Raw genomic sequence first — 18,842 nt, forward strand, 5'->3', positions numbered from 1 at the left:
AATCCATAAAATTAGATTTTCATGAAAAATTTTTAAGTTTATGATACTTGAATGTTAAAAATAAATATGTTAAAATATAAAAAAAGAGAAATTTAAAAGTTAATTATTAAGGCGGAGTTTAAGAGAGCCAAATTTTAAGATATATAAAAATATCTTAATTTTGAGCTCTCTTTTTTTATATTTTTGGAGGAGGTAAATTATAATGTTTGATGTAACAATTATAGGAACTGGTGTGATAGGGTGTTCAATAGCTAGGGAATTATCAAAATATAAGTTAAAAACTTGTGTGGTTGAAAAAAACTTAGATTTAGCAAATGGCACAAGTAAAGCAAATAGTGCAATAGTACATGCTGGATTTGATGCAAAGCCAGAAAGTTTAAAAGGAAAATTAAATGCAAAAGGAAATGCTATGTTTGATAAACTCTCAGAAGAGTTGGATTTCCCTTTTAGTAGAATAGGATCCTTAGTTTTATGTTTTGACAAAAAAGATATAGATGGATTATATGAATTAAAAGAAAAGGGAGAGAAAAACGGTGTTCCAAATCTTGAAATATTAGATGGAAAGAAAGTTAGAGAAATGGAGCCAAATTTATCAGAAGAAGTTGTGGGAGCATTATATGCACCAACTGGTGGAATTGTTTGTCCTTATGAAATGACAATAGCTTTAGCTGAAAACGCTTTTACAAATGGAGTAGAATTTAAGTTTGAAACTGAAGTAAAGGGAATAGAAAAAGGTGAAGAAAAATACATTCTTAGAACAAATAAGGGTGATATAGAAACAAAATTAGTTATAAATGCAGCTGGAGTATTTTCAGATGAAATAAATAATATGGTAAGCAAAGATAAAATTGAAATAATACCAAGAAAAGGTGAGTATTGCTTATTTGATAAAGCTGTTGGAAGTATGTTTTCAAGAACAATATTTCAGCTTCCAACTAAATTAGGTAAGGGAGTATTAGTTACGCCAACAGTTGATGGAAATCTACTTATAGGACCTAATGCAGAAGATATAGATGATAAGCAGGATTTAACTACAACAAGTGAAGGAATTGATGAAATAATAGCTAAAGCTTCTCTAAGTGTTAAACAAATACCGATGAGACAAGTTATTACATCATTTGCAGGTTTAAGAGCACGCTCAACAAAGAATGATTTTATAATTGGTGAGCCAGAGGATGCTAAAAACTTTGTAAATGTAGCAGGAATAGAATCACCAGGACTTTCAAGTGCACCTGCTATAGCTGAAATGGTTAGTGATATAGTAGTTTGCAAATTAAATCCAAATAAAAATGATGAATTTAATCCAATAAGAAAAGGAATACCTAAGTTTAGAGAAATGAATAATGATGAAAGAAGAGAGCTTATAGCTAAAGACTCTAGATATGGTAAAATAGTATGTAGATGTGAGACTGTTACTGAAGGAGAAATTATAAATTCTATAAAAAGACCACTCGGAGCAACAACACTTGATGGAGTTAAAAAAAGGACTAGAGCTGGTATGGGAAGATGTCAATCAGGCTTTTGTTCAACAAAAATAGTTGAGGTTTTATCTAAAGAGCTTGGAGTAAATAATATTGATATAACTAAGTTTGGTGGAAAATCTAATTTATTAGTAGGTAGAGATAAAGATAATATTAAATAGTAAGGAATTAATATATATTATAATATTTTGGAGGGTTATGAAATGCAAGAATATGATATAGTGGTAATTGGTGGTGGCCCAGCAGGACTTGCAGCTGCAGTTTCAGCTAAAGAGCAAGGAATAGATAACATTATAATATTAGAAAGAGATAATCAGTTAGGTGGAATATTAAATCAGTGTATTCATAATGGATTTGGACTTCATACTTTTAAAGAAGAATTGACAGGTCCAGAATATGCTCAAAGATTTATAGATAAAGTGTTAGATATGAAGATACCATATAAATTAAATACAATGGTACTTGATTTGAGCCAGGATAAGATTATTACAGCAGTTAATGAAGAAGATGGAATAATTGAAATCAAAGCTAAGTCTGTAATTTTAGCTATGGGATGTAGAGAAAGACCAAGAGGAGCTATAAATATACCTGGAAGCAGATCTGCTGGAATATATACTGCAGGTACAGCTCAAAAGTTTGTTAATGTAGAAGGTTATATGCCAGGAAAAGAAGTTGTTATATTGGGTTCAGGAGATATTGGACTTATAATGGCAAGAAGAATGACACTTGAAGGAGCAAAAGTTAAGGCAGTAGTTGAACTTATGCCATATTCAGGTGGATTAAAGAGAAATATAGTACAGTGTCTTGATGATTTTGGAATACCTTTAAAGTTGAGTTATACAGTAACTAATATAAAAGGTAAAGATAGAGTTGAAGGAGTTACTATTGCAGAAGTAGGCAAAGACAGAAAGCCAGTAAAGGGAACAGAAGAATATATTCCTTGTGATACATTACTTCTTTCAGTTGGATTACTTCCAGAAAATGAACTTTCAAGAAAAGCTAATGTTAATCTTTCAAATATAACTGGAGGTCCAGAGGTAGACGAAAGACTTGAAACAAATCAAGAAGGAATATTTGCTTGCGGAAATGTACTTCATGTTCATGACTTAGTTGATAATGTTACTATTGAAAGTATTAATGCAGGTAAGAATGCAGTTGATTATATAAAAGGAAAGAAATCAGACGGTAAAAAGATAGAAATTATAGCTACAGAAGGGGTTAGATATACAGTACCTAAGTATGTAAATCCTAAAAATGTAGAAGATCATATAGATGTTAGATTTAGAGTAGGCGATGTATTTAAGAATAGCTTTATAGCAGTATATTTTGATGATAAGAGAGAAATGCATATAAAGAAGAGAATTCTTACTCCAGGAGAAATGGAAACAGTGAAACTTACTAAAGCAATGTTTGAAAAGTATTCAAATTGCGAAAAAATTACTATTAAGGTAGAGAGGGAGTAGTAAAATGAATATAAGAGATTTGGTATGTATCGGATGTCCAATGGGGTGTCAACTTCAAGTTAAATTAGAAGGAGATAAAGTTATAGAAGTCTCTGGAAATACATGCAAAAAAGGTGCAGAATACGGAGAAAAAGAATGTACAAATCCAACAAGAATAGTAACTTCTTCTGTATATGTGAAAGATGGAAATGTTGATGTAGTTCCTGTTAAAACTGAAAGTGATATACCTAAAGGAAAAATATTTGATTGTGTAAAAGCATTAAAAGGAGTAGTAAAGGCCCCTATTAATATTGGAGATGTAGTAGTTACAAATATAGCAGATACAGGTGTTAATATTATAGCTACTAAAAAAGTATATAAAGCTAGTTAATATTTTGAGAACACACATAGTTTTGTGTAAATTTAAATTAATATGATTAAATAGAAATTACTACTGAAATACATTATACATTTCAGTAGTAATTTTTGTCTTTAGGGAATGCTAAATGATGAAATAGCATAACCTGTATTTGCTATTATAGTTTGCAAAACCTTCATTTTTGTTAAGATTTATACGAAAAATGCAAATAGATTTTAAATTTATACAAATCTACTTGTGGTTTCGATATTTTAAATAATTCTTTACTTTTTAGTTAGTAATTAAAAAGTTTTTTTGGAGTATTATTAATTGGGGTAGTACCTTTTAAGATATCCATTACTTCTCGTATATTTTTTCTATGGACAGCTTCTATATGCATTTTCTGGTTGTATTCAGGAGTTGAGGAATTGTTTTTTACCTCTTTATTAGATGTAATTGTATTTTGAGAGCTTTTCTGTTTTTCCATTTGTGTGACAGGAACTTTATTTATTAAAACTTTTTGGCCTTCTTCATCTACTATATATGTAGCATAATAGTTTCCTTCTCTTTCAGATATAGTCTGCTTGCTTTTCTTTGACTTTTCTGTATCTTTATCACTATTTTGATGTTTTGATGTTATAGGAGAAGTATAAGAGTTTTTACTTCCAGTTATGTTATTAGAAATCATGTTTTTCACCTCCCTATTTGTATTGATATTTGAGATGTATTATTTTTGTATGAGTTTATAATGACAAAGTACCACATAAAAGTATAAATGTAAATAAATATGGAATGAATATATTAAAAATTGGCATGAAAGTAATATTTGTGTATATGAGTTCTTTTCATATTGTTAAGGTTGTATTTATTTTTTTGTATATAAAATGGATTATGAATATAATTATTAAAAATTGAGAAGAAGTATGTTATTCTATTAATATGTTTTATATTATAAAATTAAAGAGGTAAACAAATTATGTTAAAAACTTATGCAAAGGTTATGGTAAAAGGTTCACCATTATCTAAATCCAATTTCAAATTATTTAACGTTAATGGAAGAGCTATTTTGCCTTATAATTCTGGAAAATATCACGATAGATATGCTCTTTATGAAGAAGAAATAGCTTACGAAGCTAGATGTCAAAACCCTGGAGTAGTCTTAAGTGAAGCCTTAATAGCTGTACTCAAAGTATATTACAAAAGTAAAAAAAGGCATCCAGATACTAATAACATCACTAAAAGTATATTTGATGGTATTGAAAAAAGTGGACTTATAGTTAACGATGCTCAGGTAAGGCGACTTATAATAGAAGAGTTTTATGATGAAATAAATCCTAGATTTGAACTAGAACTTTTTGGTGAAAGCACTTATTTCATGGATTATAGAATTTTAAAAAGGGAAACAATTGAAGAACCTATTCAGTATTCTCTTCCACCAAACAAATCAAAATCTCCCAAAATACATACTACTTACGCGCCTTCAAATGATTTGCCTCAAAATGATAAACTTCATTGTGAAATATGCGGTAAAAAAATAAAAAAAGAAAACTCTATTTCTGCAAACAAAGGTAAAACTATCATTTGCAAAGAATGTTTTTCTAAATTATTTTAAGCTAAAGGATCTTAACTTTAATCCTTTAGCTTTTCTTTTTGAAAAAACTGTCAATTATTTTTTCTGCCATTCTTTTTTGTATATTAGCTTTAACTATAAGCATAATGACAAGCATCATTGATTTACTTATATCATTATGTTCTCCACTACAGTCCTTTAAATTTATTTCTTTTTCAAAATCTGTTTTAAAATTTTCAATCTCCAACTTTTCTAATTGTAGAAATTCTTCATAAACATCTTTTAAATTTATTTTACTATCTTCTAATTTATTTATATTTTCAACTATAGGAGAAAACAACGCTTGTATATCATTTATTGATAAAATCTGTTTTAAATAATATGTAAGTATAATTAATACCATATGCTGTCTAGAATATTTTTTCTTTTTAGGAGGCATTAAAATGCCAGCTTTAGTATAGTTATTTATCATAGTTTTTGTAAGAGAAGTGTCTTCCTTGTTCCTTTTCAAATATGAAAACTTTTCATCAATAAAAGTAGTTACCTGATCCATATATAAATCTATATCTGGTATACCCGAAAATTCTAACTGATCAAATGAACAAACTTCTTCTAATAACTTTTTTAGGGATTCTTCATCTATATTCAATATTAGTATCCTCCTAATTCCATAACAATTTTTTCAGAGGACATTTGACAGAGGACAGAGGACAGTGAAGGTAAGTTTTCTTCCTTTCGTCATAAAACTAATTTATTTTAAATCTTATTTTGCTAAAGCAAAACAAACCTTAAATTTATATAAGTCAGCAATGTTTCGCTTTAGCGAAACGAGTCATTAAAAATTTAATTGAAGATTTTTCGTAGCGCAGTGAAGAAAAATCATCATCCACTGTCCTCTGTCAATTGTCCTCTGTCCTCTTTGATTCGAATACTAACATTATATCATAATCAGTAAATGTAATGCTGTGGAATTGGTATTCATTAATAGTTTTGCTTATCATTGATTATAATTTTTTAATAAAGTATAATTATTGTTAGTACCTAATAAAAGAAAGTAAGGAAAAACAAGAGAGGTAATATTATGGATAAAGATATAAAGATACTTGCTATAGAGAGTAGTTGTGATGAAACTTCGGCAGCGGTAGTAGTTAATGGTAGGAAAGTTTTGTCAAATATTATAGCATCTCAAATAGATATACATACTAAGTTCGGTGGTGTTGTACCAGAAGTAGCTTCAAGAAAACATGTAGAGGCAATAGCAGTAGTAGTTCAAGAAGCTTTAGATAAAGCTGGAGTAACGCTGGAGGATATAGATGCAGTTGGAGTTACATATGGGCCTGGACTTGTGGGAGCATTACTTGTGGGGCTTCAATATGCTAAAGCTTTGGCATATGCTATAGGGAAGCCGTTGATTGGTGTAAATCATATTGAAGGTCATATAAGTGCTAATTTTATACAATATGAAGATTTAAAACCTCCATTTGTATGTCTTGTTGTATCAGGAGGACATACTTTTATAGTTTATATGAAATATTATGGAGAATTTGAAGTTATGGGACAGACAAGAGATGATGCAGCAGGAGAGGCTTATGATAAAGTGGCTAGAGCCATAGGGCTTGGATACCCTGGAGGTCCTAAAATAGACAAGATAGCAAAAGAAGGAAATGAAGATGCTATAAAGTTTCCAAGAGCTAGATTTCAAGATGGTAAATCTTTAGATTTCTCGTTTAGTGGACTTAAATCAGCAGTGCTTAATTATTTAAATCAGATGGAAATGAAAAAACAGGATATAAATAGGGCTGATGTAGCTGCATCTTTTCAAAAGGCAGTAGTGAGTTTTTTAGTAGACAATGCAATGAAAGCTTGTAAATTAAAAGGTGTGAATAAAATTGCTGTAGCTGGGGGAGTTGCTGCTAATACTTGTCTTAGAGACACTTTAATTAAGGAAGGTAATGAAAAAAATATAGAGGTGTTGTTTCCAGAGTTTGTATTATGTACAGATAATGCAGCTATGATAGGAAGTGCTGCTTATTTCGAATATATCAAGGGGAATACAGCTCCATTAACTTTAAATGCAATACCTAATTTAAAACTTGGTGAAAGATAATATTAATATATAAGAATAATAGATTAAAAAGGAAGATTTGCTTGGGTTTGATTAACGCAAGCAAATCTTTTTATATATTTATAAATGCAAATTTATTTACATTAGTGTAGAATTATGCATTAAGCAACTATGATTATCACATCGTTAATTATTTTTCTTGGATAGAACAATATAAAGTATATATTAAACTATATACTGATTATCAATATGAAATTATTTAATTATATGTTTCGTATTAATATTGTAGTATTAAATTGCTGTATAATACACAATTAGTATACCACAAAACTTTTATGTGCTACATTATTTACAAAACAAAAGATATGCTATATAATTATATAACATATTGTAGTGCTTTTATATAAATACAAAACTACGTGAATACTTTTTATCAATAATGGGTAAAATAATTTGACATTTGAATTATAAAACAGGCATTTAATTCATATAAAGTTCATTGTTATAGATTTTTACTGTAGAATGCAAGTAAAAAAAAAATAAAATGCAATTGAAATAATTTTGATACTTATATATAATAGTACTATATTGTTAAAAATTTTAGGAAATTATTAATAAATTTACAAATGATATGATTTTTATTAAAAAGGGGCTGAATGATTTGGTTAAGAAATTTAAAAGAGTTCTTGTAGCAAATAGAGGTGAAATTGCAATAAGAATTTTCAGAGCATGTCAAGAACTTGGTATAAGAACAGTAGCTATATATTCTGATGAAGACAAGCGTTCTCTTTTTAGAACAAAAGCAGATGAAGCTTATTTAATTGGAAAAAATAAAGGACCTGTAGAAGCATATCTAAATATTGATGAAATAATAAGCCTTGCACTTAAAAAAGGTGTTGATGCTATACATCCTGGCTATGGATTTTTGTCTGAAAATGCTGAATTTGCAAGAAAATGTGAAGAAGCAGGAATAGAATTTATAGGACCAACAGCTGATATGATGGAGAAGCTTGGGGACAAAATTAAATCTAAAATAGCAGCTAAAAATGCAGGAGTAGCAACTATACCTGGAGTTCAAAAGCCTATTGAATCAGAAGAAGATGCTTTAGAGTTTGCAAAAGTATGTGGATACCCAGTTATGTTAAAGGCAGCTGCTGGCGGCGGCGGAAGAGGTATGAGAATCGTACTTAAGGAAGAAGAGCTTATAGAATCTTATAGAAGTGCTAAAAATGAAGCGAAAAAGGCTTTTGGTATAGATGATATATTTATTGAAAAATATCTTGAAAGTCCGAAACACATAGAAGTACAGGTACTTGGAGATAAACATGGAAATATAGTCCATTTATATGAAAGAGATTGTTCTATACAAAGAAGACATCAAAAAGTTATAGAATTTACTCCAGCAATAGCACTTTCAGAAGAAAAAAGAAATGCTATATGTGAGGATGCTCTAAAAATTGCAAAATCTGTAGGATATAGAAGTGCAGGAACATTAGAATTTTTGGTAAACAAAAACGGAGAGCATTATTTCATAGAAATGAATCCTAGAATACAGGTTGAGCATACTGTAACTGAAATGGTTACTGGAATAGACATTGTACAAAGTCAAATATTAGTAGCAGAAGGATATGAGCTTGGAAGTAAGGAATTAGGAATATGTTCTCAAGAAGACATAAAGCCAAGAGGATGTGCTATACAATGCAGAATAACTACAGAAGATCCTTCAAACAATTTTGCACCAGATACAGGAAAAATTGATGTATATAGAACAGGTTCAGGTTTTGGTATAAGACTTGATGGAGGAAATGGATTCACAGGTGCTGTTATAAGTCCTTACTATGACAGTCTTTTAGTTAAGACAACATCTTGGTCAAGAACTTTTCAAGATGCTATAAGAAAATCTATACGTTCGGTAAAAGAAACCACTATTTCAGGTGTTAAAACTAACATAGACTTTTTAATAAATGTGCTTAACCATGAAGAATTTGCAAAAGGTGCATGTGATACTAATTTTATAGCTAATAATCCAGAATTATTTGACATATCACCAAGAGCAGATGAAGAGTTAAGAATCTTAAAATTCATTGGAGACAAAGTTGTTAATGAAACTCACGGAAATAAAACTGATTTCGATGTACCAGTAGTTCCAAAAGTAAAGATAGAAGAAACTTTAAAAGGTACAAAGCAAATACTTGATGAACAAGGTGCTGAAGGTTTAGTTAAATGGATTAAGTCTCAGAATAAGTTGCTTTTAACAGATACTACTATGAGAGATGCTCATCAATCACTTATGGCTACAAGAATGAGAACAAAGGACATGGTAAAAATAGCAAAAGCAGAGTCCGTAATTGGAAAAGATTTATTCTCTATGGAAATGTGGGGTGGAGCTACTTTTGATGTTGCCTACAGATTTTTAAAAGAATCACCATGGGAAAGACTTGAACAGTTAAGAAAAAAAGTACCAAATGTATTATTCCAAATGCTTATTAGAGGAGCTAATGGAGTAGGTTATAAAAATTATCCTGATAATGTTATAAGAGAATTTATAAAGGAATCTGCTAAATCAGGAATAGATGTATTTAGAATATTTGATTCACTTAACTGGTTAAAAGGAATGGAAGTAGCTATTGATGAAACCTTAAATCAGGGAAAAGTTGCAGAAGCTTGTATGTGCTATACAGGGGATATTTTAGATACAGATAGAGATAAGTATACTTTAGAGTATTATGTAAATTTAGCAAAAGAAATAGAAAAAACAGGAGCACATATTCTTGGAATAAAAGATATGTCAGCACTTTTAAAACCATATGCAGCACTTAAACTTATAAGAGCATTAAAAAATGAGATATCAATACCTATACATCTTCACACTCATGATACTACAGGAAACGGTGTAGCAACAGTGCTTATGGCAGCTCATGCAGGAGTTGATATTGTAGATACTGCATTTAACAGTATGTCAGGACTTACAAGTCAGCCAGCATTAAACTCTGTAGTAGCAGCACTTAAAAATACTGAAAGAGATACAGGTATAGATGGTGATGGTCTTCAACAATTATCAGATTACTGGGCAGCTGTAAGACCAGTATACAAACAATTTGAGTCTGAATTAAAAACAGGAACAGCTGAGATATATAAATATGAAATACCAGGAGGACAATATTCTAATTTAAAACCTCAGGTAGAAAGCTTTGGATTAGGTCATAGATTTGATGAAATAAAAGAAATGTACAGAAAAGTAAACCACATGGTAGGAGATATAGTAAAGGTTACTCCTTCATCTAAAATGGTTGGCGATTTAGCTATATTTATGGTAAGAAATGATTTAACTCCTGACAACATTTTGGAAAAATCAAAAAATATGACTTTCCCAGATTCCTCAGTAGCATATTTTAAAGGAATGATGGGTCAGCCTATGGGTGGATTCGATAAGGAATTACAAAAATTAGTGCTAAAAGGTGAGAAGCCTATAGAATGCAGACCTGGAGAAATGCTTTCACCTGAAGACTTTGGCAAAATAAAAGAACATTTAAAAGAAAAGTTTAAGATGGAACCAACAAATAAAGAAATATTAAGTTATTCACTATATCCTGATGTATTTGAAAACTACTTAAAATATGTAAAAGAATATGGCGATTTAAGCCGTATGGGAAGTGATGTATTCTTCCACGGTTTACGCGAAGGTGAAACTTGTGAAGTTGAAATAGCAGAAGGAAAAACATTAATTGTTCAACTTCTTGAAATTGGGAAAATAGATTCAAAAGGATATAGAACTGTTGTGTTCGAAATCAATGGTAACAGAAGAGATGTTAAGATTAAAGATAAAGTTACTGCAAATAGAACAGAAGCTATAGGAGATACTACAACCATGGCAGATCCTGATAATGAAAAAGAAATAGGAGCAAGTATTCCAGGAAATATAATAAAAGTACTTGTAAAAGAAGGGGATGCAGTAAAAGAAGGGCAAAGCCTGCTTGTAATTGAAGCTATGAAAATGGAAACTAATATTGTAGCAGGAACTTCTGGAAGTGTTGAAAGTATATTTGTTAGCGAAGGCAAACAAGTTGAATCAGGACAATTATTAATTAAGTTAAAATAGTATCAATGAATCTTACTTAGTTCGAAGATTCTTTAACTAAGTTTATACAAAGTATTTAGGGGCATAGCTACTGTTAATATTCTGCTTTGATAGAAGTGGAAATGTTACAGTATATAGCCACCAGATAAAAAATAACTCTACCATAAACAGGTGGAGTTATTTTTTATATAATTTTAGAACAAAATAAGAAGTATATTATTATAATTAATATTTAATAATTATTTAGCAGAGTAATACACTAAAGAATTAATTTTTGATATAATTATTAAAATTTATAAAATAGACCTTTTTTAATTACATTTGTACTATTATGTAAGACAATTCGCTAAGCTTCAAAATATGTATAAGATAAGGAGATGTGAAAATTGTGGATTTAAAACAAATGATAGAAGATAACATGGATGAAGTAATAAAGTTGAGAAAAGAACTTAGTGAAAATGCAGAATTATCTTTTAAGGAATATAAAACTTGTAACATAGTAAAAGAATTTTTGGAAAACCTAAATATAGATACCAAGGCTCTATTTAACACAGGAGTAGTAGGAAACTTAAACGAAGGTGAGGAAGCCATTGGTATAAGAGCAGATATGGACGCCCTTCCTGTGAATGGAGTATCACATGTTTGTGGTCATGATTATCATATGGCTATAGTTTTAGGATGTGCTTTGATTTTGAAGAAGATGGGATATGAAAGATGTGTAAAGTTTATATTTCAGCCTGGAGAGGAAGAGACAGGTGGGGCACTCCCAATGATTCATGAGGGTGTACTTAAAAATCCAGAAGTTAAATATATAATAGGATTTCATGTATGGCCTAATGTGGAGGTTGGAAAGTTAGAAGTTACGTCAGGGCCTTCTATGGCTTCAGTAGATGATTTCTTTATAACTTTTCATGGGAAGGGTGGTCATGCGGCTATGCCTCACCTATGTAATAATCCTTTATACCCAGCATTAGATTTTATTCAAACTATGAATACTAAAATGCACTTAGAAAATAATCCATTAGATCCTTTTGTACTCACATTTTCTTCAATAAATGCAGGTAGTGCGCCTAATGTAATTGCTGATAATGTAAAAATATCAGGTACAGTAAGAACATTTAATAAAGATATTAGAGAAAATATAAAAACGCATATGAAAAGTTTATCTAAACATTGTGGAGATAAATATAACTGTAATGTCGATATAAAATATCATGACGGATATCCTCCATTGATAAATGATAAAGGTCTTACAGATAAGTTCATAAAGATTGCTAAAGATTCTTTAGGAGAAAATAATGTACTTCCATTAGAAAAGAGCTTTGCAGCAGAAGATTTTTCATATTTTGCAGAAAAGGTTCCTTCAGTACATTTTAGGTTAGGTATATGTAATGGAAAAGAGGGGAATAAACCATTACATGCCAGTAATTTTGATGCAGATGATAAAGCTTTATATTATGGTATATATTCTATAGTACAATTTATATTATCATTATAAATGTTATAAACGTTAAATTGTATTTTTTAAAGCTGATTGCACAATGTAATCGGCTTTTGATATATAATTATTAAATACATATAAATTGTATGATATAATAAGTTACATTAAATAGTGTAAAATTTAATTGTGTAGTTAAGGATGTGAAATGCAATGGAGAATCTAGGTTTAGTTCTTGAAGGTGGTGGAATGAGAGGGGTTTACACTGCTGGTATATTAGATTTCTTTATGGATAAAGATTTATATTTTTCATATGTTATAGGTGTTTCAATGGGAGCTTGTAATGCAGCTTCATATGTTTCTAAACAAAGGGGAAGAAATAAAATTATAGATATAAATTATGTTAATGATAAAAGGTATTTAAGTTATAGAAGGTTGTTATTAAAAAAAGAATTGTTTGGTATGGATTTTATATTTGAAGAAATTCCTAATAGTTTAGAAATTTTCGATTTTGATACCTTCTACAATGCTAAAGAAAGGTTTGTAATAGGTGTTACAGACTGCAATTCTGGAAAACCTTTATATTTTGAAAAAAATCAGTGTAAAGACAATGTATTAAAAGTTATAAGAGCGTCTAGCAGCCTGCCATTATTAAATTCTATAGTTAATTACGAAAATTTACAATTGCTAGATGGAGGAATATCAGATCCAATACCAATAAAAAAGTCTATAGAAGACGGTAATTCAAAAAATGTTATAATACTAACCAGGAATAGAGGGTACATAAAAAAGCCTTTTAAGTTAAAATTATTATTAAAATTTATATATCCCAAATATAAGGGATTAATAAATGCATTAATTAATCGTTATAAAATATATAATGAAACGATAAAATATATAGAGAAACTTGAAAAAGAGGGAAAAGTTTTTGTAATTAGACCTAAGGAAACTTTGGAAGTAAGAAGAGTAGAGAGGGATAAGAAAAAGCTAACTTGTTTATACGATCAGGGATATGAAGAGGGAAAAAGGTGTTATGATGAATTGCAAAATTGGATGTTTAAAATAAAGTAAGTTTGAAAGGAGAAAAGAAAACTATGAAATTAGATACAGATAAGGTTTATGAAGGGTTTAGATTAATAGAAAAGAAGGAGATTAACGAAATTAATTCTACTGGAATGTTATTTGAACATGAAAAAAGTGGAGCTAAATTATTTTACTTAAAAAATGAGGATGATAATAAGGTTTTTTCTATAAGTTTTAGAACTCCACCTAAAGATAGCACGGGGCTTCCACATATATTAGAACATTCGGTACTTTGTGGTTCAAGAAAGTTTCCTTTAAAGGAGCCTTTTGTAGAATTAGTAAAGGGGTCAATGAATACATTTTTAAATGCATTTACATTTCCTGATAAAACTATGTATCCTGTAGCCAGCAGAAATAATAAGGATTTTTTAAATTTAATGAATGTGTATTTGGATGCAGTTTTTTATCCTAATATATATAAATATCCTGAAATTATGATGCAGGAAGGATGGCATTATGAATTAGAAAATAAGGATTCAGAAATTTCATATAAAGGTGTTGTATATAATGAAATGAAGGGTGCTTTTTCGTCACCTGAATCTATACTTTTTCGTAAAATTTCTGAGTATTTGTTTCCAGATACACAGTATGGAAAGGAATCAGGAGGAGATCCAGATTTCATACCTAATTTAACACAAGAGCAGTTTTTAGATTTTCATAAGAAATATTATCATCCATCTAATAGTTATATTTATTTGTATGGTGATATAGATATTATTGAAAAGTTAAAGTTTTTAAATGAAGAATATCTTAAGGATTTTACTAGACAAAATGTAGATTCAGAGTTGCTTTATCAAAAACCCTTTGATAAAACTCGTGAAAATACTATAAAATATCCTATATCAAGCAATGAAAAAGAAGAAGATAAAACATTTTTAAGTATGAATTTTTCTGTTGGAAAAGCTACAGATCCTGAAATATATCTTGCTTTTGATATATTAGAACATTTGCTTTTAGAAACACCTTCTTCACCATTAAAAAAGGCATTAATTGATGCTAAAATAGGAAAAGATGTTTTTGGTACTTTTGAAGGTGGAATTCTTCAACCTATGTTTAGTATAATTGTTAAAAATTCTAATGAAAATGAAAAAGAGAAATTTATAAACATAGTTAAGGAAACTTTATGTAAGCTAGTAAAAGATGGTATAGATAAAAAACTTATAGAAGCATCTATAAACATAAAGGAATTTCAATTGAGAGAGGCAGATTATCAGGGATATCCTAAAGGACTTATATACAGTATGAAGGCTATGGATAGTTGGCTATATGATGAAAATCCTTGGATTCATTTGGCATATGAGGACACATTAAAAAAGATAAAATCTTCTTTAAGTAGTAGATATTTTGAGGATATTATAGAAAAATATATATTAAAAAATAATCATAGCTCCATTTTAATTGTAAAGCCAGCTAAAGGTCTTGAAGAGGAGAAGGAAGCTTCAATTAGGAAAAAATTAAATGAATATAAAGAAAGTCTTTCTGACAAAGAGATAGAAAACCTTATTAATAATACTAATGCATTAAAAAAGAGGCAGGTAACGCCGGATACTCCAGAAGATTTACAGAAGATACCTTTGCTTTCAATAAAAGATCTTGATTCACATGCTAAGAAAGTCAGTTTAATGGAAAAAGAAGAAAATGGGGTTAAGATATTATATCATCCTGAATTCACAAATGGTATAGCATATGTGAATATGTATTTTAGTACAGAGGGTATTAAGGAAGAAATGATACCGTATATATCGATATTAAGTACTGTAATAGGAAAAGTAAGCACTGAGAATTACCATTATGAAGATTTAGCAAAAGAAATTAATATTTATACTGGAGGCATAAGATATGCAGTAGAAACTTATTCGGAAAAGGGTGACTCTGAGAAATTTTATCCTAAATTTGTTGTAAAATCAAAAGTACTTGTAAATAACATATCAAAACTGCTAACTTTAATTGGAGAAATACTTGCGCATACTAAATATGATGATTATAAACGTATAAAAGAGATAATACAAGAAACTAAGTCACGACTAGAAATGGTGATATTTGAAAAGGGTCATGTTGTATCAGCCAGTCACTTATTTTCCTATTTTTCACCTATAGGTAAATATGATGATATGGTAAGTGGTTTGGCTTTTTATAAATTTATAGTGGATTTAGAGAAAAATTTTGATGAAAAAGCTAAAGAAATAAGTTATAATTTACATGAAGTTGCGAAGAATATTTTTAATAAAAATAATTTAATAGTTAATGTAACTACTGATGAGAAAGATTATGAAAGTTTTTCAAAGCAATTTTGTTTAGTTTACAATGAGCTTGGAGAGAATAGGACAGCAAAAGTTGAATATAATTTTGAATTTTCTCCTAAAAATGAAGGATTAATGACTTCTGGAAAAGTTCAATATGTAGCTAAGGCTTATAATTTTATTAAACTTGGATACTCTTATACAGGAGGTCTTTTAGTATTAAAGACTATAGCAAATTATGATTATTTGTGGAATAAAGTACGTGTACAGGGTGGAGCATATGGAAGCTTTGCTGCGTTTTATAAAAATGGTAATATGTTCTTTACTTCTTATAGAGATCCAAATTTAAAAGAGACTTTGGATACTTATGATGGAGCAGGAGCTTTTTTCAAGAATTTTAATGCAGATGATAGACAAATGACAAAGTATATAATAGGTACTATATCAGATTTAGATTTTCCGTTAACTCCTTCTATGAAGGGTGAACGTGCAGCTGAATATTATATTAAGCATATTAATTATGAAGACATACAAAAAGAAAGAGAAGAAGTATTAAATGTTACTATAGATGATATAAGAGGATTCGGAGATTTAATTTCTAGTGCAATGGAAAAGAATTATTTATGTGTAATGGGAAATGAAGAAAAAATAAAACAGAATGAATTACTGTTTAATGATTTAATAGATTTGTTTGAATAAGTGTTTAATACTAAAACTATCAATTTGGAAGGCTATTAGAAATACTAATAGCCTTTGCTATTAGTGAAAAAATCACACTAATTTCCATAAAACAATGAAAAAGTTTGGAAAATAGTGTGAAAGTAAAAATATACAGAATAATAAGACAGTAACAGACGTTGAGCTGAGGTGGAAAATGTAGTATATTGTATATGAAACCGATAACATATTGCTTATGTATTTAACTTGAACTTTGCAATTACTCAATGATAATTACAAAAGTTTATGATTATCCTATTAGAAATGAGGAGAAGTTAAAGTGGCAGTAACAATAAAGGACATTGCACAAAAATCAGGGGTTTCACTAACAACAGTGTCAAGAGTTTTAAATAGTTCAGGATATGTTAAAGAAGAAACTAGGAAAAAAGTTTTAAGTGCAATAAAAGAATTAAATTATACTCCTAGTGCAATAGCTAGGAGTTTATCTAAAAATAAGACTAATACTATAGGGGTTGTAATACCTGAAATAAATAATGAATTTTATGGAGAAATTATAAAAGGAATTAGTGAAGTTGCAGATGAATATAACTTAAATATGATACTATGCAATACTGATAATAATATAGAAAAGGAAGTAAAAGCATTAAAATTGCTTAAAGAACAAAGAATAGAAGGTATAATAATTACACCAACTTCTGTTGAGGATGATTTTAACAGCGAATATTTGATTACCATTGAACAATTAGGCATTCCTATAGTATTAGTAGATGGTCATGTAAAATATGCTGATTTCAGTGGAGCATTTGTGGACAATATTAAAGGAGCATATGATTCTACAGATGCTTTAATTAAAGCTGGTCACAGAAAAATTGGAATAATTACAGGACGAATGAATTCTGATGCAGCACAAAATAGACTTAAAGGATATAAGAAGGCGTTGGCGTTAAATGATATACCTTTTGATGAAAGATATGTGTTTAAAGGAGATTATAGTGAAAAATTAGCATACAAACTTACAAAAGAAATGTTATCAATGGAAAATAGACCAACAGCAGTGTTTGCTAGTAGTAATAGAATGACAATTGGATGTATAAAAGCAATTACTGAAGAAGGCTTAAAAGTACCGGATGATATGGCTTTAATTGGATTTGATAGAATTGATATATTAAATTCACTTGGAATGAATATTAGCTTTGTTGATGGACCTACAATAGAATTAGGTACTATAGCAATGAAAATTCTTATAGAAAATATACAAAATGAAGAATACTTTGATACAAAAAAAATTACTATTGCTCCTAAGTTAATTTTGAAAGGTTCGGAAAGATTTATAAAAAAATAAATTAAATAAAATATTATAGCTAGTAATTGAGAAAAATTTGTTATAATATTATTATTGGCCTTTTATGTGAAAGCGCTTACCTTATTTATTGTATAAGTTTAAAATTTATGTTTTTAATATATTAAATAAAATAATAAGTTTTTAAAGTAATTTTAAATAAAATTTAGGAGGTATGAAATGACGTTTGAAGAAAACATACAAAAAGCAGCAAAATATATACTAGAAAAAACAAAACATAAACCAGAAGTTGCACTTATTTTAGGATCAGGTCTTGGTGCATTAGCAGATGAAATAGAAAATGCAGAGTTTTATCCTTATAGTGAAATTCCTAATTTTCCTATATCTACTGTGCAAGGACATGCTGGTCGCTTAGTTATAGGAAATTTAAAGGGAAAGACAGTTGTAGCAATGCAAGGTAGATTTCATTATTATGAAGGATATGCTATGAAAGAAGTTACATTTCCAATTCGTGTTATGAAACTATTAGGAATTAAAACATTAATAGTTACTAATGCAGCTGGAGCTGTAAATAAAAATTATAAACCTGGAGATTTAATGCTTATAAGAGATCATATTAATTTATCAGGTAATAATCCTTTAATTGGGAAAAACTTAGAAAGCTTTGGAGTAAGATTTCCTGATATGTCAGATGCATATAATAAGGAACTAAGGGAAAAGGTAAAAAAAGTAGCAGAACAACTTAATGTATCACTTCAAGAAGGTGTGTATGCTTGCATGAGTGGTCCAACTTATGAAACTCCATCAGAAGTAAATATGGTACGAATATTAGGAGGGGATGCTGTTGGCATGTCTACAGTTCCTGAAGTAATAGTAGCTAATCATAGTGGAATGAAAGTTATAGGAGTTTCTTGTATTACAAATATGGCTGCAGGTATATTAGAACAGCCTCTTAATCATAAAGAAGTAATGGAAACTTCAGAAATAGCAAGAGAAAAGTTTGTAAGACTTATGAAAGGTATTGTAGAATCGATTTAAAAATGTAAATAAATTTACATAAAAAATAAAATATCTTTTATTTGAAGGGAGGGTACTGGTTACAATATTAG

13 protein-coding genes are annotated in these 18,842 nt (G+C 29.3%); 11 read left to right on the forward strand and 2 right to left on the reverse strand.

Annotation, left to right across the window (positions count from 1 at the left end):
- Positions 1 to 202 precede the first annotated feature (202 nt).
- The 3 genes from HBE96_RS22810 to HBE96_RS22820 are packed head-to-tail and all read left to right on the forward strand — an operon-like array spanning position 203 to position 3,314.
- Positions 203 to 1,642 (forward strand): NAD(P)/FAD-dependent oxidoreductase, encoded by a 1,440-nt coding sequence (locus HBE96_RS22810; RefSeq protein ID WP_169299998.1) that lies wholly within the window; start codon positions 203 to 205, stop codon positions 1,640 to 1,642.
- A 42-nt stretch (positions 1,643 to 1,684) separates the two neighbouring features.
- The gene (locus HBE96_RS22815) at positions 1,685 to 2,944 is read left to right on the forward strand and encodes an NAD(P)/FAD-dependent oxidoreductase (RefSeq protein WP_169299999.1); all 1,260 of its coding nucleotides are present in this window, start codon (positions 1,685 to 1,687) and stop codon (positions 2,942 to 2,944) included.
- A 4-nt stretch (positions 2,945 to 2,948) separates the two neighbouring features.
- Positions 2,949 to 3,314, forward strand: a complete 366-nt coding sequence (locus tag HBE96_RS22820; protein ID WP_169300000.1) for a DUF1667 domain-containing protein — start codon at positions 2,949 to 2,951, stop codon at positions 3,312 to 3,314.
- A 262-nt stretch (positions 3,315 to 3,576) separates the two neighbouring features.
- Here the strand turns inward: HBE96_RS22820 and HBE96_RS22825 are convergent, their stop codons facing one another.
- Positions 3,577 to 3,969 (reverse strand): hypothetical protein, encoded by a 393-nt coding sequence (locus HBE96_RS22825; protein ID WP_169300001.1) that lies wholly within the window; start codon positions 3,967 to 3,969, stop codon positions 3,577 to 3,579.
- 288 nt (positions 3,970 to 4,257) lie between these two features.
- Here HBE96_RS22825 and HBE96_RS22830 point away from each other — a divergent pair, with 288 nt between their 5' ends.
- Positions 4,258 to 4,893: a RusA family crossover junction endodeoxyribonuclease gene (locus HBE96_RS22830; RefSeq protein WP_169300002.1), complete on the forward strand. Its 636-nt coding sequence runs from the start codon at positions 4,258 to 4,260 to the stop codon at positions 4,891 to 4,893.
- 25 nt (positions 4,894 to 4,918) lie between these two features.
- Here the strand turns inward: HBE96_RS22830 and HBE96_RS22835 are convergent, their stop codons facing one another.
- Complete coding sequence (locus tag HBE96_RS22835; RefSeq protein WP_206155040.1) at positions 4,919 to 5,500, reverse strand: DUF1836 domain-containing protein; 582 nt, start codon at positions 5,498 to 5,500, stop codon at positions 4,919 to 4,921.
- 432 nt (positions 5,501 to 5,932) lie between these two features.
- Between HBE96_RS22835 and tsaD the strand changes: the two genes are divergently transcribed.
- From tsaD to HBE96_RS22870, 7 genes are all read left to right on the forward strand, one after another.
- Positions 5,933 to 6,958 (forward strand): tRNA (adenosine(37)-N6)-threonylcarbamoyltransferase complex transferase subunit TsaD, encoded by a 1,026-nt coding sequence (tsaD, locus tag HBE96_RS22840; RefSeq protein WP_169300003.1) that lies wholly within the window; start codon positions 5,933 to 5,935, stop codon positions 6,956 to 6,958.
- A gap of 619 nt (positions 6,959 to 7,577) precedes the next feature.
- A complete protein-coding gene (locus HBE96_RS22845; RefSeq protein ID WP_169300004.1) occupies positions 7,578 to 11,015 on the forward strand; it encodes a pyruvate carboxylase in 3,438 nt (1,145 codons plus the stop codon).
- Positions 11,016 to 11,382: 367 nt separating this feature from the next.
- Positions 11,383 to 12,492 carry an amidohydrolase gene (locus HBE96_RS22850; protein WP_169300005.1) on the forward strand — a complete coding sequence of 370 codons (1,110 nt, stop codon included), beginning with the start codon at positions 11,383 to 11,385 and terminating at the stop codon, positions 12,490 to 12,492.
- A 153-nt stretch (positions 12,493 to 12,645) separates the two neighbouring features.
- Positions 12,646 to 13,503 carry a patatin-like phospholipase family protein gene (locus HBE96_RS22855; protein WP_169300006.1) on the forward strand — a complete coding sequence of 286 codons (858 nt, stop codon included), beginning with the start codon at positions 12,646 to 12,648 and terminating at the stop codon, positions 13,501 to 13,503.
- Between the two features lie 23 nt (positions 13,504 to 13,526).
- Positions 13,527 to 16,454, forward strand: a complete 2,928-nt coding sequence (locus HBE96_RS22860; protein ID WP_169300007.1) for an insulinase family protein — start codon at positions 13,527 to 13,529, stop codon at positions 16,452 to 16,454.
- A 298-nt stretch (positions 16,455 to 16,752) separates the two neighbouring features.
- Positions 16,753 to 17,775 carry a substrate-binding domain-containing protein gene (locus HBE96_RS22865; protein ID WP_169300008.1) on the forward strand — a complete coding sequence of 341 codons (1,023 nt, stop codon included), beginning with the start codon at positions 16,753 to 16,755 and terminating at the stop codon, positions 17,773 to 17,775.
- 177 nt (positions 17,776 to 17,952) lie between these two features.
- Positions 17,953 to 18,771, forward strand: a complete 819-nt coding sequence (locus HBE96_RS22870) for a purine-nucleoside phosphorylase (protein ID WP_169300009.1) — start codon at positions 17,953 to 17,955, stop codon at positions 18,769 to 18,771.
- Positions 18,772 to 18,842: the final 71 nt, after the last annotated feature.

It is taken from the genome of Clostridium muellerianum, assembly GCF_012926525.1.
Classification (GTDB): domain Bacteria; phylum Bacillota; class Clostridia; order Clostridiales; family Clostridiaceae; genus Clostridium_AM; species Clostridium_AM muellerianum.